This window comes from Peribacillus simplex, from assembly GCF_900156045.1.
GTDB lineage: Bacteria > Bacillota > Bacilli > Bacillales > DSM-1321 > Peribacillus > Peribacillus simplex_D.
Window position 1 is genome coordinate 769,725 of the sequence record NZ_FTMX01000001.1, and the last position, 23,789, is coordinate 793,513.

General features: G+C 43.0%; 22 protein-coding genes. 21 read left to right on the top strand and 1 reads right to left on the bottom strand.

Translation table 11 applies throughout. The features are described from left to right. Positions 1–148: 148 nt before the first annotated feature. From lepA to deoC, 10 genes are all read left to right on the top strand, one after another. Positions 149–1,984: a translation elongation factor 4 gene (gene lepA, locus BW986_RS03665; RefSeq protein WP_076365200.1), complete on the top strand. Its 1,836-nt coding sequence runs from the start codon at positions 149–151 to the stop codon at positions 1,982–1,984. Between the two features lie 89 nt (positions 1,985–2,073). After that, a complete protein-coding gene (gene hemW, locus BW986_RS03670; RefSeq protein WP_076365202.1) occupies positions 2,074–3,225 on the top strand; it encodes a radical SAM family heme chaperone HemW in 1,152 nt (383 codons plus the stop codon). Positions 3,226–3,349: 124 nt separating this feature from the next. Beyond that, positions 3,350–4,378, top strand: a complete 1,029-nt coding sequence (gene hrcA / locus BW986_RS03675; RefSeq protein ID WP_076365204.1) for a heat-inducible transcriptional repressor HrcA — start codon at positions 3,350–3,352, stop codon at positions 4,376–4,378. Between the two features lie 99 nt (positions 4,379–4,477). Further along, entirely contained in the window at positions 4,478–5,074 is a 597-nt protein-coding gene (gene grpE, locus BW986_RS03680) for a nucleotide exchange factor GrpE (protein ID WP_076365206.1), read from the top strand. A gap of 36 nt (positions 5,075–5,110) precedes the next feature. After that, positions 5,111–6,943 (top strand): molecular chaperone DnaK, encoded by a 1,833-nt coding sequence (gene dnaK, locus BW986_RS03685; protein ID WP_076365208.1) that lies wholly within the window; start codon positions 5,111–5,113, stop codon positions 6,941–6,943. Between the two features lie 300 nt (positions 6,944–7,243). After that, entirely contained in the window at positions 7,244–8,359 is a 1,116-nt protein-coding gene (gene dnaJ / locus BW986_RS03690; protein ID WP_076365210.1) for a molecular chaperone DnaJ, read from the top strand. 36 nt (positions 8,360–8,395) lie between these two features. Further along, positions 8,396–9,337 carry a 50S ribosomal protein L11 methyltransferase gene (prmA, locus tag BW986_RS03695; protein ID WP_076365212.1) on the top strand — a complete coding sequence of 314 codons (942 nt, stop codon included), beginning with the start codon at positions 8,396–8,398 and terminating at the stop codon, positions 9,335–9,337. 139 nt (positions 9,338–9,476) lie between these two features. Beyond that, a complete protein-coding gene (locus BW986_RS03700; RefSeq protein WP_076365214.1) occupies positions 9,477–10,229 on the top strand; it encodes a 16S rRNA (uracil(1498)-N(3))-methyltransferase in 753 nt (250 codons plus the stop codon). 6 nt (positions 10,230–10,235) lie between these two features. Next, on the top strand, positions 10,236–11,573 hold the full coding sequence (mtaB, locus tag BW986_RS03705; RefSeq protein ID WP_076365216.1) for a tRNA (N(6)-L-threonylcarbamoyladenosine(37)-C(2))-methylthiotransferase MtaB: 1,338 nt from the start codon (positions 10,236–10,238) through the stop codon (positions 11,571–11,573). A gap of 157 nt (positions 11,574–11,730) precedes the next feature. Then, on the top strand, positions 11,731–12,402 hold the full coding sequence (gene deoC, locus BW986_RS03710) for a deoxyribose-phosphate aldolase (RefSeq protein ID WP_063233000.1): 672 nt from the start codon (positions 11,731–11,733) through the stop codon (positions 12,400–12,402). 628 nt (positions 12,403–13,030) lie between these two features. Here deoC and BW986_RS03720 read toward each other — a convergent pair. Next, positions 13,031–13,963 (bottom strand): Na/Pi symporter, encoded by a 933-nt coding sequence (locus BW986_RS03720; RefSeq protein WP_076365220.1) that lies wholly within the window; start codon positions 13,961–13,963, stop codon positions 13,031–13,033. A gap of 236 nt (positions 13,964–14,199) precedes the next feature. Between BW986_RS03720 and rpsU the strand changes: the two genes are divergently transcribed. The 11 genes from rpsU (at position 14,200) to BW986_RS03775 (ending at position 23,770) form a co-directional block, all read left to right on the top strand. Continuing rightward, positions 14,200–14,373: a 30S ribosomal protein S21 gene (gene rpsU, locus BW986_RS03725; RefSeq protein ID WP_028391853.1), complete on the top strand. Its 174-nt coding sequence runs from the start codon at positions 14,200–14,202 to the stop codon at positions 14,371–14,373. Between the two features lie 14 nt (positions 14,374–14,387). Continuing rightward, positions 14,388–14,831: a GatB/YqeY domain-containing protein gene (locus tag BW986_RS03730; RefSeq protein WP_076365222.1), complete on the top strand. Its 444-nt coding sequence runs from the start codon at positions 14,388–14,390 to the stop codon at positions 14,829–14,831. A 348-nt stretch (positions 14,832–15,179) separates the two neighbouring features. Further along, on the top strand, positions 15,180–16,454 hold the full coding sequence (locus BW986_RS03735) for an NfeD family protein (protein WP_081395515.1): 1,275 nt from the start codon (positions 15,180–15,182) through the stop codon (positions 16,452–16,454). 50 nt (positions 16,455–16,504) lie between these two features. Then, on the top strand, positions 16,505–17,494 hold the full coding sequence (floA, locus tag BW986_RS03740) for a flotillin-like protein FloA (protein ID WP_397221686.1): 990 nt from the start codon (positions 16,505–16,507) through the stop codon (positions 17,492–17,494). Between the two features lie 22 nt (positions 17,495–17,516). Then, entirely contained in the window at positions 17,517–18,020 is a 504-nt protein-coding gene (locus BW986_RS03745) for a hypothetical protein (RefSeq protein ID WP_076365229.1), read from the top strand. A gap of 127 nt (positions 18,021–18,147) precedes the next feature. Then, positions 18,148–18,432 carry a sporulation protein YqfC gene (gene yqfC, locus BW986_RS03750; RefSeq protein WP_034308511.1) on the top strand — a complete coding sequence of 95 codons (285 nt, stop codon included), beginning with the start codon at positions 18,148–18,150 and terminating at the stop codon, positions 18,430–18,432. Positions 18,433–18,447: 15 nt separating this feature from the next. Then, on the top strand, positions 18,448–19,635 hold the full coding sequence (yqfD, locus tag BW986_RS03755; protein WP_076365231.1) for a sporulation protein YqfD: 1,188 nt from the start codon (positions 18,448–18,450) through the stop codon (positions 19,633–19,635). Between the two features lie 3 nt (positions 19,636–19,638). Next, the gene (locus BW986_RS03760; protein ID WP_076365233.1) at positions 19,639–20,601 is read left to right on the top strand and encodes a PhoH family protein; all 963 of its coding nucleotides are present in this window, start codon (positions 19,639–19,641) and stop codon (positions 20,599–20,601) included. Between the two features lie 178 nt (positions 20,602–20,779). Then, on the top strand, positions 20,780–22,942 hold the full coding sequence (locus BW986_RS03765) for an HD family phosphohydrolase (RefSeq protein ID WP_076365235.1): 2,163 nt from the start codon (positions 20,780–20,782) through the stop codon (positions 22,940–22,942). Beyond that, positions 22,939–23,415, top strand: coding sequence for an rRNA maturation RNase YbeY (gene ybeY, locus BW986_RS03770; RefSeq protein ID WP_076365237.1), 477 nt, complete (start codon positions 22,939–22,941; stop codon positions 23,413–23,415). Before BW986_RS03765 ends, ybeY begins: the two co-directional genes overlap by 4 nt. Then, the gene (locus BW986_RS03775; protein ID WP_076365239.1) at positions 23,393–23,770 is read left to right on the top strand and encodes a diacylglycerol kinase family protein; all 378 of its coding nucleotides are present in this window, start codon (positions 23,393–23,395) and stop codon (positions 23,768–23,770) included. Before ybeY ends, BW986_RS03775 begins: the two co-directional genes overlap by 23 nt. Positions 23,771–23,789: the final 19 nt, after the last annotated feature.

Here is a 23,789-nt window from a genome sequence, read left to right on the forward strand (position 1 = left end):
AAAAGGCTGCATCCGAATCCGGAATGCAGCCTTTTTTTATCCTTTGCCCTGCAATGATGCTTCTTTTGTAACTATTCTGTTGAATCTTGCATTTTCTATTGATATAATAAAAAATAGTGTATTGTGTCGACTAGTGGGAGTGAACGTCATGAATAGAGAAGAAAAATTAAAAAGACAATCAAAAATTCGTAACTTTTCCATCATCGCTCATATTGATCATGGTAAATCTACATTGGCGGATCGTATCATTGAAAAAACGAACGCCATGACTCAGCGTGAAATGAAGAGTCAGCTGTTGGATTCCATGGATTTAGAGCGTGAGCGTGGAATTACGATTAAATTGAATGCGATTCAATTGAAATATAACGCGAAAGATGGAGAAGAATATATCTTCCATCTTATTGATACACCGGGACATGTCGATTTTACGTATGAAGTGTCACGAAGCCTTGCAGCGTGTGAAGGCGCTGTCCTTGTTGTCGATGCGGCACAGGGTATCGAGGCCCAAACGCTTGCAAATGTGTATCTAGCTTTGGACAATAACCTTGAAATCATTCCGGTCATCAATAAAATTGATTTGCCGAGTGCAGATCCGGAACGGGTGCGTGGAGAAATCGAGGAAGTGATCGGATTGGATGCTTCCGATGCAGTCCTGGCTTCGGCTAAAGCCGGAATCGGAATCGAGGAGATTTTGGAACAGGTCGTTGAATTGGTTCCAGCTCCACAAGGTGATCCAGAAGCTCCTTTCAAGGCGCTTATTTTCGATTCACTGTTTGATGCGTACCGCGGTGTAGTTGCCTATATCCGTGTTGTCGAGGGGTCCGTTAAAGTGGGCGACAAAATCAAAATGATGTCCACTGGCAAGGAATTCGATGTTACCGAACTGGGTGTCTTCAACCCTAAGACCCAGCTGTTGGATGAACTGAACGTCGGTGATGTAGGTTTCCTTACTGCATCCATTAAAAACGTTGGTGATACGACTGTTGGTGATACGATTACAAGTGCCGTGAATAGTGCGACAGAACCATTGCCGGGCTACAGGAAGATGAATCCGATGGTATATTGCGGTTTATACCCGATTGACGCATCGAAATTCAATGATTTACGGGATGCATTGGAGAAATTGGAATTGAACGATTCAGCGCTCCAGTTCGAAGCGGAATCATCGCAAGCATTGGGCTTCGGTTTCCGTTGCGGATTCCTTGGACTCCTTCATATGGAAATTATCCAGGAACGGATTGAACGAGAATTCAAAATCGATCTGATCACCACTGCACCTAGTGTTATTTATGATGTGGTCCAAACAGACGGAACGGTCCTGAAAGTGGATAACCCGTCTAATATGCCTGATGCTCAAAAGATCGAACGGGTCGAGGAGCCATATGTCAAAGCAACGATGATGGCACCGACGGAGTTTGTTGGGGCGATCATGGAGATCTGTCAAAATAAACGGGGTAACTTCATTGATATGGAATATATCGATGAGACTCGTGTGAGCATTCATTACGAAATTCCATTATCGGAAATCGTGTATGATTTCTTCGATCAATTGAAATCCAATACAAGAGGCTATGCTTCATTCGATTATGAGTTGATCGGCTACAAACCGTCCAAGCTTGTGAAGATGGATATCTTATTGAATTCTGAAACTGTCGATGCTTTAAGTTTCATCGTTCATAAGGACTTTGCTTATGAACGCGGTAAAGTCATTGTTGAAAAATTGAAGAAGCTGATTCCAAGACAACAATTTGAAGTGCCGATCCAAGCGGCAATCGGGCAAAAAATCATAGCCCGTTCTTCGATTAGTGCGATGCGCAAAAACGTATTGGCTAAATGTTACGGCGGCGATATTTCCCGTAAACGTAAGTTGCTCGAAAAACAGAAAGAAGGTAAAAAGCGGATGAAACAAGTAGGTTCCGTTGAAGTGCCGCAAGAAGCTTTCATGGCTGTTTTGAAAATGGATGATACGACACCCAAAAAATAAATAAAATAAACGATAGTTAGAAAAAAGAGGGTAGAGGAGATCTAGCCTCTTTTTCTATCGACTCATTCGATTAAAAGGTTGTGAACACAATGATCAAAAGCGCCTACCTCCATATACCATTTTGTGAACATATTTGTCATTATTGTGATTTCAATAAAGTATTTTTGCAGGGGCAGCCGGTCGACGAATATTTACAGATGATGAAAAGGGAAATGGTGATGCAGCTTTCCAAATACCCGACTTCAGGTTTGGATACGGTTTTCGTCGGTGGAGGGACACCGACCTCACTAGATGAAAAGCAGCTTGCATTCTTATGTGAAGCAATCAATGAAACCCTACCCTTTGATCCTAAAAAGGCTGAATATACATTCGAAGCCAATCCAGGGGATCTTTCGAGGGAAAAACTCCAGATACTTTTTGATTCAGGTGTCAATAGACTTAGCTTTGGCGTGCAAAGCTTCAATGATGAATTATTAAAACGAATTGGCCGGACTCACCGGGCCTCTGAAGTATATGAAACGATTCAATTGGCCCAAGAGGTTGGCTTTACGAATATAAGCATCGACTTGATTTATGGATTGCCGGGCCAAACGATGGAAGATTTCAAGGATACGCTGGATAAAGCGATTGCCCTTCAATTGCCTCATTATTCCAGCTACTCATTGATCGTTGAGCCGAAGACGGTTTTTTATAATCAGATGCGAAGGGGTAAATTGAACCTGCCGCCGCAGGAGCTCGAGGCTTCGATGTATGAGAAGCTGATGGAAGAGATGGAGAAGCATGGTCTGCATCAATATGAAATCAGTAATTTTGCCCGAGCTGGGTTTGAAAGCAGGCACAACCTGACATATTGGGATAATGTGGAATATTATGGGATTGGTGCAGGTGCACATGGCTATACTGGAGGTAAAAGGGTGGCCAATCATGGGCCTGTGAAGAAATATATTACGCCATTGCTGGTGAACGAGCTGCCTGTGTTGGAAGAACACCTGGTACCGCTTCATGAACGGATGGAAGAGGAGATGTTTTTGGGGCTCCGGAAAACGGAAGGAGTTTCATTGGAAATCTTTAAGGGTAAATTTTTTGTTGAAATGACGGAGATTTTCAGGAAACCGCTCGAAGAAGGGTCGGTAAAGGGTCTGCTAAAGGTGGAAGACGGGTTTGTACGCCTGACTGAGCAGGGCAAACTGCTGGGAAATGAAGTGTTCCAATCATTTTTAGGCGTTATTGATTCCGACTGAAGGAAATCTATGTTATTTTAACGGTGATTTAGCGGTTTTCATTGTTGACATCATAAGCTTCATTTGATAATTTATTAGTATATTAGCACTCGATGAGACAGAGTGCTAACAGAGGTGATCATACATGCTAACTGATCGTCAATTATTGATTCTACAAGTGATAATCGAGGATTTCATCCATTCTGCCCAGCCAGTCGGGTCACGAAGCTTGTCGAAGAAAGATGAAATTACGTTCAGCTCTGCCACAATTCGCAACGAAATGTCTGATCTTGAAGAAATGGGATTTTTAGAAAAAACCCATACTTCTTCCGGTAGGATCCCTTCTGAAAAAGGGTATAGATATTATGTGGATCATTTACTTTCTCCTCAAGCTCCGAAAAAGAATGAAATGAAGATATTAAAATCCGTTTTTGTAGAACGAATTTATGAATTGGAAAAGATCGTTCAGAAGTCAGCGAAAATACTTTCGGAACTGACGAATTATACGGCGATTGTACTCGGGCCAAAAGTGAATGAGCATAAGCTGAAAAAAATTCAGATCATTCCTTTAAGTCCTGAAACGGCAATAGCCATCATTATTACGGATACAGGTCATGTGGAAAATCGAATGATTTCCTTACCGCCTTCTTTTGATATAAACGAAATTGAAAAGATGGTGAACATATTGAATTCCCGCTTGGTCGATGTTCCGCTAGTTGATCTGAAGGATAAGATCTATAAGGAAGTTGCAGTTCTATTGAGCCGCCACATTCATAACTATGGATCGATGGTCTCGATCCTTGCGGAGACCCTGACGGACACAAAACCCGAAAAAATATTTTTCGGCGGGAAAACGAATATGCTGAGGCAGCCGGAATTCCATGATATTGCTAAAGTGAGCACGCTTTTATCGATGATTGAGCAGGAACAAGGATTTTATGAACTTATTACTCAAAATCCATCGGGCATCCACGTCAAGATCGGCCGTGAAAATCAAAACACGGTGCTCGATGACTGCAGTTTGATTACGGCAACCTACTCAATCGGGCAGGAGCAAGTTGGCACATTGGCCATATTGGGTCCGACGAGGATGGAATATTCGAGAGTGATCAGTTTGCTTTCGTTTTTCTCGAAAGATTTAACGGCCCTGATGACAAAACTGTATCAAAAATAGTAGCAAAGGTAATATTGTTAAGGTGGCGGAGGAGTATATCCCGCGGCCTGGCATATTACTTTAGCATAAATTGTATAACCCTTTTAGGGAGGTGAGATTGTGACAGAAAATAAAAATGAAGAACAAACATTGGAAAATGAAACAATCGAGGAAAGCGCTGCAGAAGCAGTTTTCGCTGAAGAAGAAATTCCAGCGGAAGAAAACCATGAGGGAACTCCGGTTGAAAAAGATGAACTTCAATTGGCTCATGAAAAGATTGCCGAACTAGAGGCGAAAATCGAAGAAATGGATAACCGTTATCTTCGTCTGCAGGCCGATTTTGATAATTCAAGACGCCGTGCCAAGCTAGATATGGAGGCGGCTCAAAAATATAGAGTTCAAAGTATTGCTGGTGATTTGGTGGAGGCTCTTGATAATTTTGAAAGAGCTACAAAAATCGAAGCGGATAATGAACAGACAAAATCCTTGCTATCTGGCATGGAAATGGTCTATAAAGCGATTACTGATGCATTGACTAAAGAAGGCATCGAACCGATCAGTTCGGTTGGCGAAGAGTTCGATCCGCGTTTGCATCAAGCGGTCATGCAAGTTCAAGATGAAAACTTCGGTTCAAACATCGTCGTCGAGGAATTCCAAAAAGGATACATTCTTAAAGACCGTGTGATTCGACCTGCAATGGTAAAAGTGAACGAATAGGATTTTACATATAAATAATTGGGAGGTAGTGAAACTATGAGCAAGATTATTGGTATTGACTTAGGTACAACAAACTCTTGTGTATCTGTACTTGAAGGCGGGGAACCAAAAGTAATCCCGAATCCAGAAGGAAACCGTACAACTCCATCCGTAGTGGCATTCAAAAATGGTGAAAGGCAAGTAGGGGAAGTGGCAAAACGCCAAGCGATTACAAACCCTAACACGATCATTTCCATTAAACGCCATATGGGTACCGACCATAAAGAAGTCATTGAAGGAAAAGAATACTCACCTCAAGAAGTTTCTGCAATCATCCTTCAATACTTGAAATCATATGCTGAAGAGTATCTTGGCGAAAAAGTTACTAAAGCGGTTATCACTGTACCTGCTTACTTCAATGATGCAGAACGTCAAGCAACTAAGGATGCTGGTCAAATTGCCGGCCTTGAAGTGGAACGTATCATCAACGAACCGACAGCTGCAGCACTTGCATACGGTTTGGATAAAACGGAAGAAGATCAAACGATCCTTGTATTCGACCTTGGCGGCGGTACATTTGACGTTTCGATCATGGAACTTGGGGACGGCGTTTTCGAAGTTAAGTCCACAGCTGGTGACAACCGTCTAGGTGGGGATGATTTCGACCAAGTCATCATCGATTACTTAGTTGAAGCATTCAAGAAAGAAAACGGAATCGACCTTTCAAAAGATAAAATGGCGGTTCAACGTTTGAAAGATGCAGCTGAAAAAGCGAAAAAAGATCTTTCCGGCGTAACTTCAACCCAAATTTCTTTACCGTTCATCACTGCTGGAGAAGCTGGCCCGCTTCACTTGGATGTAACGATGACTAGAGCTAAATTCGATGAGCTTTCTACTGGTCTTGTGGAACGTACTATGGGACCAACTCGTCAAGCATTGAAAGATGCTGGTCTTTCAGCATCTGAAATTGACAAAGTAATCCTTGTTGGTGGATCTACACGTATTCCTGCGGTTGTTGAAGCGATCAAAAAGGAAATCGGTCAAGAACCAAGCAAAGGCGTGAACCCTGATGAAGTAGTGGCTATGGGTGCTGCCATTCAAGGTGGCGTATTGACAGGGGATGTTAAAGACGTTGTCCTACTTGATGTAACACCACTTTCACTTGGAATTGAAACGATGGGCGGAGTATTCACGAAACTGATTGACCGTAATACTACGATTCCTACAAGTAAATCACAAGTATTCTCGACTGCGGCTGATAATCAAACGGCAGTTGATATCCATGTCCTTCAAGGTGAGCGTCCAATGTCAGCGGATAACAAAACTCTTGGTCGTTTCCAATTGAGTGACATTCCACCGGCACCGCGTGGAATTCCGCAAGTTGAAGTGACTTTCGATATCGATAAAAACGGTATCGTGAACGTTCGTGCGAAAGATCTTGGTACGAACAAAGAACAAGCGATCACCATCAAATCATCTTCAGGACTTTCTGATGAAGAGATTGAACGCATGGTCCGTGAAGCGGAAGAAAATGCCGATAGCGATAAACAACGTAAAGAAGAAGTCGAACTTCGTAACGAAGCTGATCAATTAGTTTTCCAAACGGAAAAAACGCTTAAAGATCTAGAAGGTAAAGTGGACGAAGCGGAAGTAACAAAAGCGAATGAAGCGAAGGACGAACTGAAAGCTGCAATCGAGAAAAATGAGCTTGAAGAAATCCGCGTGAAAAAAGATGCGCTTAACGAAATCGTTCAAGCTTTGACAATGAAGCTTTATGAAGAAGCGGCAAAAGCTCAGCAAGCTGGCGAAGCCGGTGCTGGCGAGTCTGCTAAAGACGATAATGTGGTTGATGCTGAATACACGGAAGTTAACGAAGAAGAGAAAAAATAAAAAGTGACCCAATCGGGACACTGATATATTGGGCAGTTTTTCTGCCTGCCATTGTAAAAAAGTCAAAGTCAGGTTATCTTGACTTTGGCTTTTTTTACAGTGTATGGAATCATTGTCTGGAAGTGTTGCAATCACTGGTGGGGAATCGTTGAATTTTAGTGGGAAACGTATGCAAATTGGCACTGGCAATATCATTTGCAAAAATGTGTTAAAGCCGATTGTACTTTTCTAGTTGATTATTATCTTCGTTCAGTGATAATATTACCTTTATGTGAATCGAATCGGGAGTGGATTTTAGATATGAGTAAACGCGATTATTATGAGGTGTTAGGCCTTTCGAAGAGTGCTTCGAAGGATGAAATCAAAAAAGCGTATCGAAAGCTCTCCAAACAATATCACCCTGATATTAATAAAGCGGACGATGCTGCGGATAAATTCAAGGAAATCAAGGAAGCTTACGAAGTATTGAGTGACGAACAGAAAAAGGCCCATTATGACCAATTTGGACACACAGATCCAAATCAAGGCTTTGGCGGTCAGGACTTTGGCGGTTTCGGCGGTTTTGAAGATATTTTCAGTAGCTTTTTTGGTGGCGGCGGACGCAGGAGAGATCCTAATGCACCGCGTCAAGGGGCGGATTTACAGTATACGATGACGCTTTCTTTTGAAGAGGCTGCATTCGGAAAAGATACTGAAATCGAAATTCCGCGTGAAGAGAATTGTGATACTTGTAAAGGATCCGGTGCCAAACCAGGTACAAAAGTGGAAAATTGTTCACATTGCCATGGAACCGGTCAATTGAATGTAGAACAAAACACAGCGTTCGGAAGGATTGTGAACCGGAGAGCATGTCACCATTGTCAAGGAACAGGAAAAATCATTCCTAATAAATGTTCAACATGCGGCGGTGACGGAAAAGTCCAAAAACGTAAAAAGATCCAAGTCAAGGTGCCAGCAGGAATTGATGATGGCCAGCAATTGCGTGTAACCGGCCAAGGAGAGCCAGGAATCAATGGCGGTCCGGCAGGAGACCTATATGTAGTCTTCCATGTGCGCAGCCATGAATTCTTTGAGCGGGATGGCGATGATATTTATTGTGAAATGCCGGTTACTTTTGCCCAGGCAGCATTAGGCGATGAAATTGAAGTTCCGACGCTTCATGGAAAAGTGAAGCTGAAGATTCCTGCCGGTACACAAACAAGCACACGTTTCCGTTTAAAAGGCAAAGGGGTTCCGAATGTCAGAGGATATGGCCAAGGAGATCAGCATGTGGTCGTATTAGTGGTTACGCCTAAGAAATTAACGGAAAAACAAAAGGACCTGCTTCGTGAGTTCAGTGATATCAGCGGACAAGGTGTAGATGAACAAGATGATGGCTTTTTCTCAAAAGTAAAGCGTGCTTTTAAAGATAGGTGAATAAAAGTAAAAGAACAAATTGGGAGTTGGTAGATTATGAAGTGGTCTGAATTTGCAATCCAAACAACGAATGAAGCGGTTGAACCTGTTTCGAATATTCTTCATGAGGCAGGTGCGAGTGGTGTTGTCATTGAGGATCCTCTAGAATTAGTCAAGGAACGAGAAAATGTTTTTGGCGAAATCTACCACTTAAACCCAGATGATTATCCGAATGAAGGTGTAGTCATTAAGGCTTATCTGCCTGTTAACAGCTTCCTTGGCGATACCATTGATGCTATTAAGGAATCAATCAATAATCTCCTTCTTTTTGATATAGACCTTGGGAAAAATGTTGTTTCTATTAGTGAAGTGAATGAGGAAGAATGGGCGACGGCTTGGAAAAAATATTATAACCCCGTCAAGATATCCGAACGTTTTACCATCGTGCCAACATGGGAAGACTACACTCCAGTAAGCAGTGACGAATTGATCATTGAACTTGATCCAGGCATGGCTTTCGGAACGGGTACACACCCGACGACGGTCATGTGCATCCAAGCGCTGGAGCGTACGGTACAGCCTGGGGATTTAGTCGTTGATGTAGGAACTGGTTCTGGTGTTCTGAGTATTGCAGCTGCATTATTGGACGCAAAACGAATCCAGTCCTTGGATTTGGATGAAGTGGCAGTACAGTCAGCCAAACAAAATGTGGAACTAAATAACGTGCAGGATAAAGTGTCCGTCTCACAAGGCAATTTACTGGATGGTGTGAATGAACAAGCGGATATCGTCGTGGCTAATATTCTTGCCGAAGTGATCATGCGTTTTACGGATGATGTAGCGAAAGTGGTTAAACCTGGCGGATATTTCATCGCTTCCGGAATCATTCAAACTAAGAAACAAGATGTGAAAGAAGCGATAATAGCATCTGGATTCACCGTTGAGGAAACGATCTTGATGGAAGATTGGGTGGCAATAATCGCGAAAAGAAATGATTAATTGAAAAAGTTACTCTGATTATCGGGTTTTTTGATAGTCAGAGTACCTTTTTTTAGCTTGAATCTTTGCACGGCTTGCATTCTGGAATCCTGACTGTTAGCCTGTGAGTTTTTTTAGACTAGACGAAGTAGGTGGCAGTGTGCAACGGTATTTTCTTAACGAAGCAGACATCAATGGAAACACGGTGAAGATATCAGGCGATGATTTTCATCATATCGCCAGGGTGATGAGAATGGGACCAGGGGAACGGATCATCACGGTGAAAGATAATGGTATGACAGCTATCGCGGAAATTTCGGAAATAACTGATGATGCTGTTATAGGGACAGTTACCGAATGGAAGAATGAAGAAAAGGAACTTCCTGTAAGGGTTGTGATAGCGAGCGGTCTGCCTAAAGGGGATAAGTTGGAATATATCGTTCAAAAGGGTACTGAACTGGGTGCCGTTGAATTTATCCCTTTTATTGCTGCTCGTTCGGTGGTAAAATGGGACCACAAAAAGGTAGGCAAGAAATTGGAGAGACTCCAGAAGATTTCAAAAGAGGCGGCTGAGCAATCCCACCGCACGGTTATCCCTGCCATCAAGGAACCGATGACGGCAGATCAGCTAGCTGGGTATGCAACTGGTTTCGATCATAAATTAATCGCTTTTGAAGAAGAGGCAAAACGGGGGGAAACTTCTGTACTCGCTTCTGTCTTGAAAGATATTACCGCTGGGCAATCCATCCTATTCGTATTTGGGCCTGAAGGCGGTTTAGCAGATAAGGAAATTGAAAAACTGACTGATGCCGGTTTTATGGCTTGCGGTCTTGGACCAAGAATATTAAGAACTGAAACAGCACCTTTATATGCACTTTCCGCTGTTTCTTATCATGTAGAACTTTTGAGGTGATGAAAAATGGCAACGGTCGCTTTCCATACATTAGGCTGTAAAGTGAATCATTATGAAACAGAGGCTATATGGCAATTATTCAAAACTGGGGGATATGATCGTGTTGAGTTTGAAAATGCATCAGATGTATATGTCATCAACACATGCACGGTGACAAACACTGGCGACAAGAAAAGCCGTCAGGTCATCCGTCGTGCCATTCGTAAGAACCCGAATGCCGTCATAGCGGTAACGGGATGTTATGCACAGACATCGCCGGCAGAAATCATGGCCATACCAGGTGTGGATATTGTTGTAGGAACACAAGACAGGGTTAAACTCCTTGATTACATTGAGCAATTCAAGGTGGAACGTGAACCAATCAATGCCGTAGGAAATATCATGAAAAACCGTGTCTACGAAGAGTTGGATGTACCTGCTTTTACAGACCGTACACGCGCTTCACTTAAGATTCAGGAAGGTTGCAATAATTTTTGCACTTTCTGCATCATCCCTTGGGCTCGTGGCTTGATGCGTTCCCGCGATCCAAAAGAAGTCATTCACCAAGCTGAACAGCTTGTCGAGGCAGGCTATAAAGAGCTAGTCCTCACCGGAATTCATACTGGCGGCTACGGAGACGATTTAAAAGACTATAATTTGGCGATGCTGCTGCGGGACTTGGAAAAAGTCGATGGACTGAAGCGTATCCGCATTTCATCCATTGAAGCCAGCCAAATTACAGATGAAATCATTGAAGTGCTGACGAATTCGAAAAAAGTGGTACGTCATTTGCATATACCAATCCAATCGGGTTCCGATACAGTTCTAAAACGGATGAGACGTAAATATACGATGGATTTCTTCGGTGATCGAATCGAAAAGTTGAAAATTGCACTTCCGGGTCTTGCTGTTACCTCTGATGTCATCGTAGGTTTCCCAGGTGAAACCGAAGAAGAGTTCATGGAGACATATAACTTTATAGAAAAATATAAATTCTCCGAACTTCATGTTTTCCCTTATTCAAAACGGACAGGGACTCCGGCTGCCCGTATGGAAGATCAAGTGGATGAAGATATCAAAAATGAACGCGTCCACCGCCTTATCGCGTTGTCGGATCAGCTGGCAAAAGAGTATGCCTCCCGATTCGAGGGGGAAGTTCTGGAAGTCATTCCTGAAACGAAGTTGGAAAATGGCCTTTATGAGGGCTACTCCGATAATTACATGAAAATCATCTTTTCGGCTTCGGATGAAATGGTCGGTGAAATCGTCAAAGTGAAGATTACAAAGTCTGGCTATCCATCTAGTGAAGGTCAGTTCGTGACGGTCGTGAAGGATTTTCCGTTACAACAAGCATCCAATATCTAAGACAGCGGTTAATCGCTGTCTTTTTTTTATCCTCTTTTTGATGTGTTTTCTTGGCGCTTTCGGGTAAAGACTATATATATCGTCAAAGTGGATAAACTATGGTATCATGAGAGGTACGTACAACTAGGTATAGATTGTTTTTGAGGAGGATTTATAAATGTCACAAAATGTAGCAGGTTTAATTGACCACACGTTATTAAAAGCAGATGCAACCAAAGAGCAAATAAAGGTGTTATGCGAAGAAGCGAGAGAGTATAACTTTGCTTCCGTATGCGTAAACCCAACTTGGGTGAAATATGCAAGCGAACTTTTGGAAGGTTCAGAAGTGAAAGTTTGTACGGTCATCGGCTTCCCTCTAGGTGCAACCACACCGGAAACCAAAGCTTTTGAAACGAAAGACGCCATCTCCAATGGCGCTCACGAAGTCGATATGGTAATCAATATCGGCGCATTGAAGGACAAGGATGATGAGTTGGTGGAGCGGGATATTCGTGCTGTTGTAGCGGCATCCACTGGTAAGGCTCTTTCAAAGGTGATCATTGAAACTTCTTTATTGACTGATGAAGAAAAAGTCCGTGCATGTGAATTGGCCGTAAAGGCAGGAACGGATTATGTGAAAACATCAACTGGTTTTTCTACCGGCGGAGCGACTGTTGAAGATATCACGCTTATGAGAAAAACGGTTGGCCCGGATATCGGTGTCAAAGCTTCAGGCGGAGTCCGCAACACGAGTGATGCCCAGAAAGTGATTGAAGCTGGTGCTACAAGAATTGGAGCGAGTGCAGGTGTCTCCATCGTAAAGGGCTTAACGGCTGATTCCGATTATTGATTTTAAGAAGGGACCGTATAATAAGTCCCTGAAAATAAAAAAGGCGGAGAAAAATATTTTATTTTTCTCCGCCTTTTTTTTTATTGGCTCTTTTCGTAAAGATTGTTGTTTTTAAAACGAAACGAATTAAGGTTGATTGGAGCGGAAGTGCGAGACTCCTGCGGGAGCAGCGGGACAGGTGAGACCCCACAGGCGTTTACGCCGAGTAGGCTCACCGCCCGCCCCGCGGAAAGCGAGCATCTGGATGGGAAATCAACCACACTGCACTACTTGGTAAATAGCAACAAAGTATGCGAAAACAGCCTTTTTATTACTTCCATAAAAAAAATCGGTAATTGAACTGGTGATATCCCATGCCTTTTTATTCCATGAAAAAAGAGGACCCGTATCATTTTTGGAACCAATGAATTTGTGGATGTAATAAATATTAGGGGGTAATCAAACAGGGAGTTAACATCGTTCTCCAATAAAGGTTTGATGATTTTGAAATCAGCTGCTGTTAGATCGAGTGGTTTGAGCTTATTGAAAAACCTACCAGTAATCATTCATCCTTGCAGCTACATATGATATCCAATCTTCCCACGAAGCTGTCCTAAATGAAAGTCTCTAATGACTTTTGGACAGCTCCTTATTTTTTTAAGTGTGGCCGGTGCACCAAAAGAATGAGGTTGGAGAATTGCCTTGCGAATGGCAAGACGGCCAAAGAAGTCAAGATATTGAAAATGACACTGGCATGGGCCAGCTGTGTCCCCCTGTTTTCGGTAAAAAAGGCAGCAGTGCTTTCCAGGTTGTCCACAAAAGGCAGGAATGCGGCAACCCCGATGACGTTAAGCCAAATATGTGCATAAGCTGTGAAGGCAGCTTGTCTGCCGGAACCGATGCTCGCCATGTATCCGGTGATGCAAGTGCCAATATTCGATCCGAGCATGATGACGATTGCGGAGGAGACGGATAACTCCCCATTCATCAAAAAGCTCATGGCTATCCCGATGGTTGCCGAACTGGAGTGAATGAGTGCTGTCAATAATATCCCGGCTAATAGGGCATAGCTCATGTGGCCCTCTATGTAATGGATGAGCGTTTGTATGGATGGATAGGCAGCAATCGGCGTCGATAGCGTTTTAAAACCACTCATCGCCGCGAAGATGGCCGAGATTCCGATCAGGGACATCCCTATGCTTCTCGGTAATGTTTTTGGCATGAAACAAAGGAAAGCGCCGCTTACGACACCGGGAATGATCCAACGATCCAAAGAGAAGGTCATGAACTCTGCTGTAAAGGTCGATCCGATATTCGTTCCAAGAATAATCCCGATTGTTTGCGGGAATGTTAAGCTTCCTGCGGAAACGAGGCCGACCGTCATGACCATGACCGCCGAGCTGCTCTGCAGGATCCCGGTAAAGATGGTTCCGGCCATGAAGCCCTTCCATGGCTTATCCGTAACCTTTGAGAGAAAAGTTTTTAATGCTGCACCGGACATATTGAACAGTCCGATTCGTAAAACCGACATACCCGCCAAAAATATCGCGATGAATAAAAGGAATAAAAATAGCTCGTGCATGACTGTCACCTCATAGTAAGCTTATGGCCCAATGACGTGAGACATGCTATAAATTGGAATTTCAAGCAGGTTGAATCATCGTTTCGTGAAAAATTATGATAATAACATGATGATATTCAAAATAAGTTTGATTTTATTGGTTGACCTGCTAAAGATGATATATTATAATTGTTTAGTACATGTATAACATGTTGACAACTTGAGTTAGTGTGTTGTTTTCGGAGGGAGGGAAAGAGATGTCTAAAACCGTCGTTCGTAAAAACGAATCGCTTGAAGATGCTCTTCGTCGTTTCAAACGTACTGTATCTAAAGCAGGATCGCTTCAGGAAGCTAGGAAGCGTGAATTTTATGAAAAGCCAAGCGTAAAACGTAAGAAAAAGTCTGAAGCTGCAAGAAAACGTAAATTCTAAGAGAGGGTGGAAAGATGAGTCTTCTCGAGCGTTTAAATAATGATATGAAACAAGCGATGAAGAACAAGGAAAAGGACAAACTATCTGTTATTCGGATGCTGAAAGCTTCTATTCAAAACGAAGCTCTGAAGCAGAGACAAGATTTAACAGATGATGAAGAATTGACAGTGCTCTCTCGCGAATTAAAACAACGCAAAGACTCCCTCCAGGAGTTTGAAAACGCAGGTCGTTCAGATCTCGTGGATAAAGTCCGCACCGAACTAGTATACGTAGAGGCATATATGCCTGAGCAACTTTCAGAAGAAGACCTTTCTAAAATCGTTAAACAAACGATTGAAGAAGTCAATGCAACATCCAAAGCAGATATGGGCCGAGTTATGGGAGCTTTAATGCCTAAAGTTAAAGGTAAAGCGGATGGTTCACTAGTAAACAAATTAGTACAACAACATCTATCTTAAACTCTAAACTTAAAACTCGAAACCTAACCGCAGGCAAATTGCCTGTGGTTTTTGTGTATTTCATGATTTTTATGCGTATATTATTGAAACGTAGCCCAGATAATGGGGGCACTTTTAATTTTATTTGCTTTTTTTTGAAACCTTTTTCATATACATACGTAATAACTAAAGAACAGAGTAAAGGGTTGCTTCATTTGCTCCTTATTCGAATTTTAGTTGCGTGCTGAATTTACTGGTAGGTTTTCCTCTGAACATGGAGGCGCTTACCGCGTTTAATACGGGAAAGGGGGCGTTCCGTTGAAAATTTGGCGTTATTTATCTGTACTCTTATTTGGATTGCTGTTCACCATGTCTTCTTTTGGGGGGGCGACGGCATCTGCAAACGAAAAGATCGTTTACCATGTTCCAATTGAAGAAACGGTGGAAAAGGGACTCTCGGCCTTTTTGGAACGCGCGCTGACCACTGCTGAGGCAGCTGATGCAGATCTTGTCGTTTTCGAGGTGAATACCCCTGGAGGTGCTGTGGATGCAGCAGGGGAAATTGCAAAGTTACTGTCGGATTCACCAATCAAGACAGTTGCCTACGTCAATAACAGGGCTTTATCTGCAGGTGCATACATTTCTCTAAGTGCAGATGAAATCTATATGGTTCCGAGTGCCACCATGGGATCTGCGGCAGTGATAGATTCAGCGGGGAATGCCGCAGGTAAGAAAGCGCAATCTTATTGGTTAGCTGCCATGAAGACTGCTGCAGAACAAAATGGACGTGACCCCATATACGCCCAGGCGATGGCGGATGTTGACATCGATCTACCCGAATATGGAGCGGAAAAAGGGAAGTTGCTGACATTTACAGCTGAACAGGCAAAAAAGGCTGGATATAGTGAAGGCACCGTCTCTGGGAAAGCGGAGCTGTATAGTATACTTGGAGTTGAGGATGCTGATATTCGGTCAATCGAAGAAAGCTTTCCTGAGAAACTTGCCCGCTTTTTGACCAACCCGATCGTCGTTCCGATTTTGTTAACGATAGCGGGAATCGGGATTGTGATGGAATTGTTTTCACCCGGTTTTGGAATTCCGGGGGTCATTGGAATCACCAGCCTTATTTTATTCTTCTATGGTCATCTTGTCGCCGGTATCACCGGATACGAATCGTTAGCGATGTTCATCATCGGGGTCATTCTCGTACTAATTGAATTTTTTATCCCAGGGGGGATCATCGGGCTGCTCGGATTTACAGCGATAGTGGGGAGTTTATTCCTCGCAACAGGTGATCCGGTCCATATGACGATATCCTTGCTAATTGCGGTCACCGTATCCATTTTGGTATTCATCCTACTTGTAAAGGTGTTTGGAAAACAGATGAAATTTTTCAGGAAAATGATATTAACCGATGCAACAAAAACGGAACAAGGATATGTCAGCAATCCGAATCGTTTGGATTTATTAGGTGTAGAAGGGAAGGCCCTTACAGATTTGAGGCCTTCAGGAACAGCTTTGGTCAAAGAAGAAAGAGTGGATGTCGTGACCGAGGGAAGCTTTATTTCCAAAGGTTCGACAATCATCATCATTAAAGTTGAAGGATCAAGGGTAGTCGTCCGGGAAATTCCGGATTCAAATTAAAATTAAAAGATACAGGAAGGATGAATCATTAAGTGATAACTTCAGGAACGATATTTATTGTACTGGCAGTGATTGCTGCCATCATCGTATTGGCAGTGTTTTTCACATTCGTACCAGTAATGTTATGGATTTCCGCTTTAGCGGCAGGAGTCAAAATCAGTATATTTACATTAGTTGGGATGAGGCTTCGCCGTGTTATACCAAGCAGGGTCGTCAACCCGCTTATCAAGGCCCATAAGGCTGGAATCAATGTTTCAACGAATCAATTGGAGAGCCATTACCTTGCAGGCGGTAATGTCGATCGAGTGGTGAATGCATTAATTGCTGCAGAACGTGCCAATATCGTGCTGCCTTTCGAACGGGGTGCAGCCATTGATCTTGCAGGCCGTGATGTACTGGAAGCCGTTCAAATGAGCGTTAACCCGAAAGTGATCGAAACTCCGTTCATCTCTGGTGTGGCGATGAATGGTATTGAAGTGAAAGCGAAGGCAAGGATAACGGTCCGGGCCAATATTGAACGCCTGGTCGGTGGTGCCGGTGAAGAGACGATCATTGCCCGTGTAGGTGAAGGGATCGTATCGACGATCGGTGCTTCGAAAATGCATACGGATGTACTTGAGAACCCCGATTTGATTTCAAGAACGGTTTTATCGAAAGGATTGGATTCAGGAACGGCATTCGAAATTCTTTCCATTGATATCGCTGAAGTGGATATCGGAAAAAATATCGGGGCCATATTACAAACGGACCAAGCCGAAGCTGATAAGAAAATAGCCCAGGCAAAGGCCGAAGAACGCCGTGCGATGGCTGTTGCACTTGAACAGGAAATGGTTGCCCGTGTTCAGGAAATGAGAGCGAAGGTTGTTCAATCCGAAGCGGAGGTTCCATTGGCCATGGCCGATGCACTGAAAAGCGGAAACATTGGAGTGATGGATTATATGAATATCCAAAATATCACGGCCGATACGGATATGCGCGATTCCATCAGTAAAATTTCAGACAATCCAAAAGATAACAACAATAACCATAATAATAATTAGGTCAGGGAAGGAAGGTCTTTAAATGGGAGATTTTATTGATTTCTTTCTCCAGAACCCATTCCTTATCATTGTCTTGATCGGTATTTTAACGTCCATGTTGGGAAAGAAAAAGCAGCATCAGCAACATGATGATCCTAACGTGCCTCCGAAAAAGAAATGGCAGGAGGTCATGCGGGAGCTTCAAGGTGAAATGCAGCAAGGGAATCCGCAGCAAAGGCCTGCCCCTGCTCCCGTAAGGAAAGTCGAACAGCAGGAAGCTCAGGCTGTTGAAGTGATCGATGAGACGACGAACGAAGCGAACAAAAGGATCGCGGAGCTTAGAAGGCTTCAGCAGAAGTACGATCAGGAGCGTTTATATCAAAAAGCGAAGGCGGATCAGCTTACATCGACTATTTCTGATAATAACAGTCCGGTCTATCGCAAAGGGCCGTCTTTTGGTAAAAAGCAGCTGATTGATGGCATCATCATGTCAGAAGTGCTGGGACCGCCAAGGGCGAAGAGAAGTCTTCAGAGGTCCAGAAGGTGATTCAAAGCCCCGTACTTTTTATGCCCGTCATTACATGTGCATAAAAAAATAGACTTTCATTCACTTATAATTTTGTGCTAGAACCCTCTTTCATTTCATACATTGAGATGAAAGGGGGTTCTTTTTTATGGCACGCAATTGGGGAAAAAAAGTGAAACAGCTTATGACCAAAACAATGGACCTTCCGCAAGATGTCATGATGGACCTGCCGCGAATTACAATGATCGGACAATTACATATTTATATTGAAAACCATCGTGGCTTATTGGCTTTTACAGACAGCGAAGTACGATTGATGCTAAAAAATGGGCAGTTGCTGATAAAGGGAAATGCCTTTGTCATAAAGACGATTTTGCCGGAAGAAATCATGCTCGAAGGCAAAATCGATAAGGTCTATTTTATCAATGAATGATCCCGGGAGGTCTCCATGAAAAACCAATGGACAAACTATTATACAGGCTATGTAAAGGTGAAGGCTTATGGCAAAGGTGCAGAACGGCTGATTAATATGCTGACGAGAAGGGGGCTTCATATCTGGGATGTGAAGCGTGTCGGAAGTGAAGCCCTGATTTTCCATATGGATATCAGGGATATCCCCAAACTACGTCAGGTCATGCGTAAGAGCGATTGTAAAGTAAAGTTCATGCAGGGAAAGGGTTTCCCTTTCCTAATGAAGAGAGTCATGAAAAACAGCGGGTTTTTAGCGGGGATGATCGCTTTCCTGCTCTGCATATTTGTTCTTTCCAATATGGTATGGGGCATCGAGGTTCAAGATGCCAAACCGGCAACCGAGCATGCCATCCGGAAAGAATTGGACAAGATGGGCGTGAAGATCGGGAAAGTGCAATTCTTTGTTGATGATGTGGATACGATTCAGCGTAAGCTGTCGGACCGGATTGGTGCATTGACATGGGTAGGGGTTGAGCTTAAGGGAACGACATACCATTTTCGGGTTGTAGAAAAACGGCAGCCTAAGGAGGTCGAGAAAACATCTCCGCAAAATTTGGTAGCTTCCAAAAAAGCGATCATCACTGATATGTTCGTTGAAAAGGGACAATCTATTGTTAATGTGAATGATTATGTAGGAAAAGGACAGCTTCTTGTTTCAGGATTGATTGGAAAAGAGGATAAACAGGAAATTGTATCCGCACAGGGAGTAATAAAAGGGAAAACGTGGTATAAAGCGAAAGTGGAAGTTCCGTTAAAAACCAAGTTTTCCGTTTTTAACGGAGATGAAACGACCAGGCACTTTTTGAAAATGGGGGGCTTTTCCCTTCCGGTATGGGGTTTCAAGGATCCGGGATACGAAAAACAGGAAAAAGAAACGACAGTGAGGCCTTTTCACTTTCTTCAATGGGAACTTCCCATTTCCTATAAACAAGTGACCTTGAGGAGCAAGGAAGATATTGTACGAAGTTATACGGAAAAAGAAGCGGTGAAGGAAGGCAAGAAAATGGCCAAAGCAGAATTGAAAAAGCATTTGGAAGAGGAAGATGAAATCGTCGAGGAAAAAATTTTGCACGAAAGCATGGAGAATGGTAAAGTTAAATTATCTATACATTACCAAGTTATTGAAGATATAGCGATTGGACAGCCAATCATTCAAGGAGACTAACGAATGGCAGATGATGTGAAAGTAATTAAGCTAGAAATAGAATCACCCAATGAAGCGATCGCATTATTGGGCAATGGAGATTCAAATGTAAAAGTGCTCGAAGAGGAGCTTGGCATTTCCGTCATAACCCGAGGTGAAGCGGTGAGTGTTGCCGGGGATATCGAGCGGGTAACGATGGGGGAGGAAATCCTCAATGCATTATTGAAAGTGGTCAGAAAAGGAATTGCAATCAGCTCCAGGGATGTGCTTTATGCAATTGAATTGGCAAGAAAAGGCACATTGGAGTATTTCGGTGAATTATATGATGAGGAAATCGCTAAAACGGCTAAGGGGAAATCCATTAAGGTCAAAACAATCGGGCAAAGATACTATATCCAGGCCATAAAGAAACAGGATCTTGTATTTGGAATTGGGCCTGCCGGAACCGGGAAGACCTACCTTGCTGTAGTGATGGCCATCAATGCATTGAAAAATGGACATGTTAAACGGATCATCCTGACACGGCCTGCCGTCGAAGCGGGGGAAAGCCTTGGTTTTCTGCCTGGTGATCTGAAGGAAAAGGTAGATCCTTATCTACGGCCGCTGTATGACGCTCTCCATGACCTTCTAGGGATGGAACAGACGCAAAGGATGATAGAACGCGGAACGATCGAAATAGCTCCTCTGGCTTATATGAGGGGCCGTACGCTTGAAGATGCCTTTGTCATATTGGATGAAGCCCAGAATACGACGGAAGCCCAAATGAAGATGTTCTTGACCCGGCTTGGTTTCGGATCGAAAATGGTCATTACGGGAGATCGGACCCAGATTGACCTTCCGAAAGGGATGAAGTCAGGTCTGGTCCGGGTAGAAGAGATCTTGAAGAATGTTAAAGGCCTTTCCTTTGTTTATTTTGAACATAGTGATGTAGTAAGACATCCGCTTGTCGCCAAAATCATTACTGCTTACGAGCAGGCGAAGTCATAAGAAAAAATCCGCCATTTCAATCGGCGGATTTTTCGTGATGTGTCTAAATGACAAACTTTATAGGGAAAAAGTGGATATGAAGCTTCATTTATCAATACGAAGGTGAAAATTCACATGAAAACTGTTATGATTTTACATATCTAGAATAATAAACATCATTTTTTTAGGAGGACCTTCCTTGAATCGTATCCAGAAATTTTTCACTCAAATAAAAGGGCTGTTGGTCCATCGCTTTTTTCAAGTGCTTTTGTTCATCATACTTGGTTTGTTTGCGTATGGGTTAATGTTCTCCAATGTTAAGCCGGAAAGGGTCCAGGTAGAGCTTTTTAAGCCTGCGGAACAAACAATCCGTTCAACCAAGACTGTGGAAGATACCTATAAGACGGAACAGGAAAAAGAAGAGATTTCAAAACAGGTGGCGGATGTTTATTCTTTAAAAAAGGAATATGCCAAAAATAAAGTCGATCTGATCTCATCCATTTTCGATTCAGCAATAGAAGTGAATAAAGAAACGGACCCCGATGAAGATCATAAAGAAGATGAAGAAAAAGAGCCCGTAAAGACGGATGCTCAAAAAGTTTCCATATTAAAAGAAAAATTGACTGATGAAGTGAATAAAAATATCGAGGAATCCGTTTTCCTGGCATTAGTGCAGGCGGAAGAAGATGAGTTGAAAATAGCGAAGGATTCAACCATTACAGCCGTGAATAATGTGATGAGCTCCCGGATTGCTGCAAGTGACGTCGAAAATGCCAAGAAGAAGGTTGTAGAGGAATTGGGTTACATGAGCATTAGTGGCGATATGAAAAAAGCCTCCACTTCCCTTGCACGTACGGCAATCATTCAGAATGTTTTTTTTGATAAGGACAAAACCGAGGAACAGCGAAGGAAAGCGGTTGAAAGCGTGGAGCCAATCAGGATCCTTCAAGGTCAAATCATCGTTGAAGAAAATCAATTGGTGGACAGGGATGTATATAGGCAGCTTGAACTGGCAGGCTTCTTAAATACGGAGTCTACCATTTACCCGTATATCGGCCTGCTGTTATTCATATTCCTGACTTTTGCCGCTTTTTATTACTATTTCTACTATTCCATATCCAAAAAGGATAACAAGTACAATCAGTTATTGATCTTCAGTCTTGTCTTTATCCTTTCAATGGTTACCATGAAAACGGTCAGCATTCTGGCAGACCTGAAGAACTCGAACTTGGAATACATTTTCCCGGGTGCCATGGCGGCGATGCTCATCAAGATATTATTGAATGATAAGTTAGCGGTGGCAATGATCATATTGTTAGGTTCGTATGGTACGATTATATTTAATGGTGATACACCTGGAAATCTGGATTTCTCGATGGGGCTTTATATCATTTTCGGGGGATTGACGGCAATCATCATTCTATCCAGGCCAAATTTCAAATCAAAGGTGCTGGTAGCGGGGCTGCTATTGGCTTTAATCAATATGGCATTCGTTTTTTCGCTCATCTTTATTATGGACAGCCATTATACTAGAATGGAGTACTTGTATTATGCTGCTGCTGCCATAGGTTCTGGGGTGGGTTCAGCCGTTTTGACAATGGGCCTGCTACCGTTTTTCGAGGCAGGTTTCGGGATCTTATCATCGATTAAGCTAATCGAGCTCGCGAATCCCAATCATCCGTTATTGCGGAGGATCTTGATTGAGGCACCGGGGACATATCATCACAGTGTAATGGTCGCCAACTTGGCGGAATCCGCTTGTGAAGCCATCGGGTCGAATGGATTGCTGGCAAGGGTGGGCAGCTATTATCATGATATCGGTAAAACGAAGCGGCCGCACTTCTTCATCGAAAATCAGATGAATGAAGAGAACCCGCATGATCGCCTGCCGCCGGAAACGAGCAGGGATATCATCATTGCCCATGCCGTAGATGGCGGGGAGATGCTGCGCAGTCACAAATTCCCGAAAGAGATTGTGGATATTGCAGAGCAGCATCACGGTACTACTTTATTGAAGTTTTTCTACCATAAGGCAAAGAAACAGGATGAGTCCACACTTGAAGCGGCCTATCGATATCCCGGACCGAGGGCGATAATGAAGGAAGTAGCCGTCATCGGCATAGCCGATAGTGTTGAAGCTGCAGTGAGATCGATGAAGCACCCAACTCCGGAGAAGATTGAAGAGCTGGTAAGTTTCATCATTCAGGACAGGATTTCTGATGGTCAATTTGATGAATGTGACATTACTATGAGAGAATTGAGTATCGTGAAGCATTCCTTATGTGAATCGCTGAATGGTATCTTCCACTCCAGGATTGAATATCCGGAGCCGGATAAATTAGGACAGAAGGTGAAAGAATGATTTTAGCTATCGATTTAATGGATGAAACGAATGAAGTAACGGAGGAAGCCCAGCGGCTTGTTGAAAGCATTCTGCAATTTGCGGCAAGAAAAGAAAATATTGAAAAAGACACCGAGCTGTCCGTTACATTTGTAGACAATGATAGGATTCGGGAAATCAATAAAGAATATCGACATAAAGATTCAGCTACAGATGTCATTTCTTTTGCTCTTGAAGAAATGGGAGAAGATGAAGTGGAAATTGTCGGAGCGGAAATGCCACGCATGTTAGGGGATATCATCATTTCCATTGAACGCACGAAAGAGCAGGCTGAAGAATATGGACATTCTTTTGACCGGGAACTAGGATTTTTAGCACTGCATGGTTTTCTGCATTTATTAGGATTCGACCACATGAATGAAGAAGATGAAAAAGTGATGTTCACTAAACAAAAGGAGATCTTGGAAGAATATGGACTTTCAAGAGAAGGATAAAAAAAGGTATCCTTTATTAAAAAGTTTCTCTTTTGCCTGTCAGGGTATTTTGGAGGCTGTTCGGACTGAACGCAATATCAAGATTCATTTCGCGTTAACGGCAATCGTCGTATTCTTTGGCTGGTACTTCTCATTGAATGGGATGGAGTGGCTTTTCATCTTGGCGGCCATAACCGGTACGATTACGTTGGAGCTCGTTAATTCAGCGATTGAAAGGGTAGTGGACCTGGTAACGGATCAAATCCATCCGCTTGCCAAGCAGGCAAAAGATATTGCAGCCGGAGCTGTATTCATATATGCTATATTTTCTATAATAGTTGGATTGATTATCTTTTTGCCCAAGTTTGGCCTGTAGGTTGCCGAAATGGTACTCA

What these genes read in the sequence shown, in the direction of transcription:
- lepA (WP_076365200.1), top strand. Translation starts at nt 149, where the DNA reads ATGAATAGAGAAGAAAAATTAAAAAGACAATCAAAAATTCGTAACTTT.
- hemW (WP_076365202.1), top strand. Translation starts at nt 2,074, where the DNA reads ATGATCAAAAGCGCCTACCTCCATATACCATTTTGTGAACATATTTGT.
- hrcA (WP_076365204.1), top strand. Translation starts at nt 3,350, where the DNA reads ATGCTAACTGATCGTCAATTATTGATTCTACAAGTGATAATCGAGGAT.
- dnaK (WP_076365208.1), top strand. Translation starts at nt 5,111, where the DNA reads ATGAGCAAGATTATTGGTATTGACTTAGGTACAACAAACTCTTGTGTA.
- dnaJ (WP_076365210.1), top strand. Translation starts at nt 7,244, where the DNA reads ATGAGTAAACGCGATTATTATGAGGTGTTAGGCCTTTCGAAGAGTGCT.
- prmA (WP_076365212.1), top strand. Translation starts at nt 8,396, where the DNA reads ATGAAGTGGTCTGAATTTGCAATCCAAACAACGAATGAAGCGGTTGAA.
- mtaB (WP_076365216.1), top strand. Translation starts at nt 10,236, where the DNA reads ATGGCAACGGTCGCTTTCCATACATTAGGCTGTAAAGTGAATCATTAT.
- deoC (WP_063233000.1), top strand. Translation starts at nt 11,731, where the DNA reads ATGTCACAAAATGTAGCAGGTTTAATTGACCACACGTTATTAAAAGCA.
- BW986_RS03720 (WP_076365220.1), bottom strand. Translation starts at nt 13,963, where the DNA reads ATGCACGAGCTATTTTTATTCCTTTTATTCATCGCGATATTTTTGGCG.
- rpsU (WP_028391853.1), top strand. Translation starts at nt 14,200, where the DNA reads ATGTCTAAAACCGTCGTTCGTAAAAACGAATCGCTTGAAGATGCTCTT.
- BW986_RS03730 (WP_076365222.1), top strand. Translation starts at nt 14,388, where the DNA reads ATGAGTCTTCTCGAGCGTTTAAATAATGATATGAAACAAGCGATGAAG.
- BW986_RS03735 (WP_081395515.1), top strand. Translation starts at nt 15,180, where the DNA reads ATGTCTTCTTTTGGGGGGGCGACGGCATCTGCAAACGAAAAGATCGTT.
- BW986_RS03745 (WP_076365229.1), top strand. Translation starts at nt 17,517, where the DNA reads ATGGGAGATTTTATTGATTTCTTTCTCCAGAACCCATTCCTTATCATT.
- yqfC (WP_034308511.1), top strand. Translation starts at nt 18,148, where the DNA reads ATGGCACGCAATTGGGGAAAAAAAGTGAAACAGCTTATGACCAAAACA.
- yqfD (WP_076365231.1), top strand. Translation starts at nt 18,448, where the DNA reads ATGAAAAACCAATGGACAAACTATTATACAGGCTATGTAAAGGTGAAG.
- BW986_RS03760 (WP_076365233.1), top strand. Translation starts at nt 19,639, where the DNA reads ATGGCAGATGATGTGAAAGTAATTAAGCTAGAAATAGAATCACCCAAT.
- ybeY (WP_076365237.1), top strand. Translation starts at nt 22,939, where the DNA reads ATGATTTTAGCTATCGATTTAATGGATGAAACGAATGAAGTAACGGAG.
- BW986_RS03775 (WP_076365239.1), top strand. Translation starts at nt 23,393, where the DNA reads ATGGACTTTCAAGAGAAGGATAAAAAAAGGTATCCTTTATTAAAAAGT.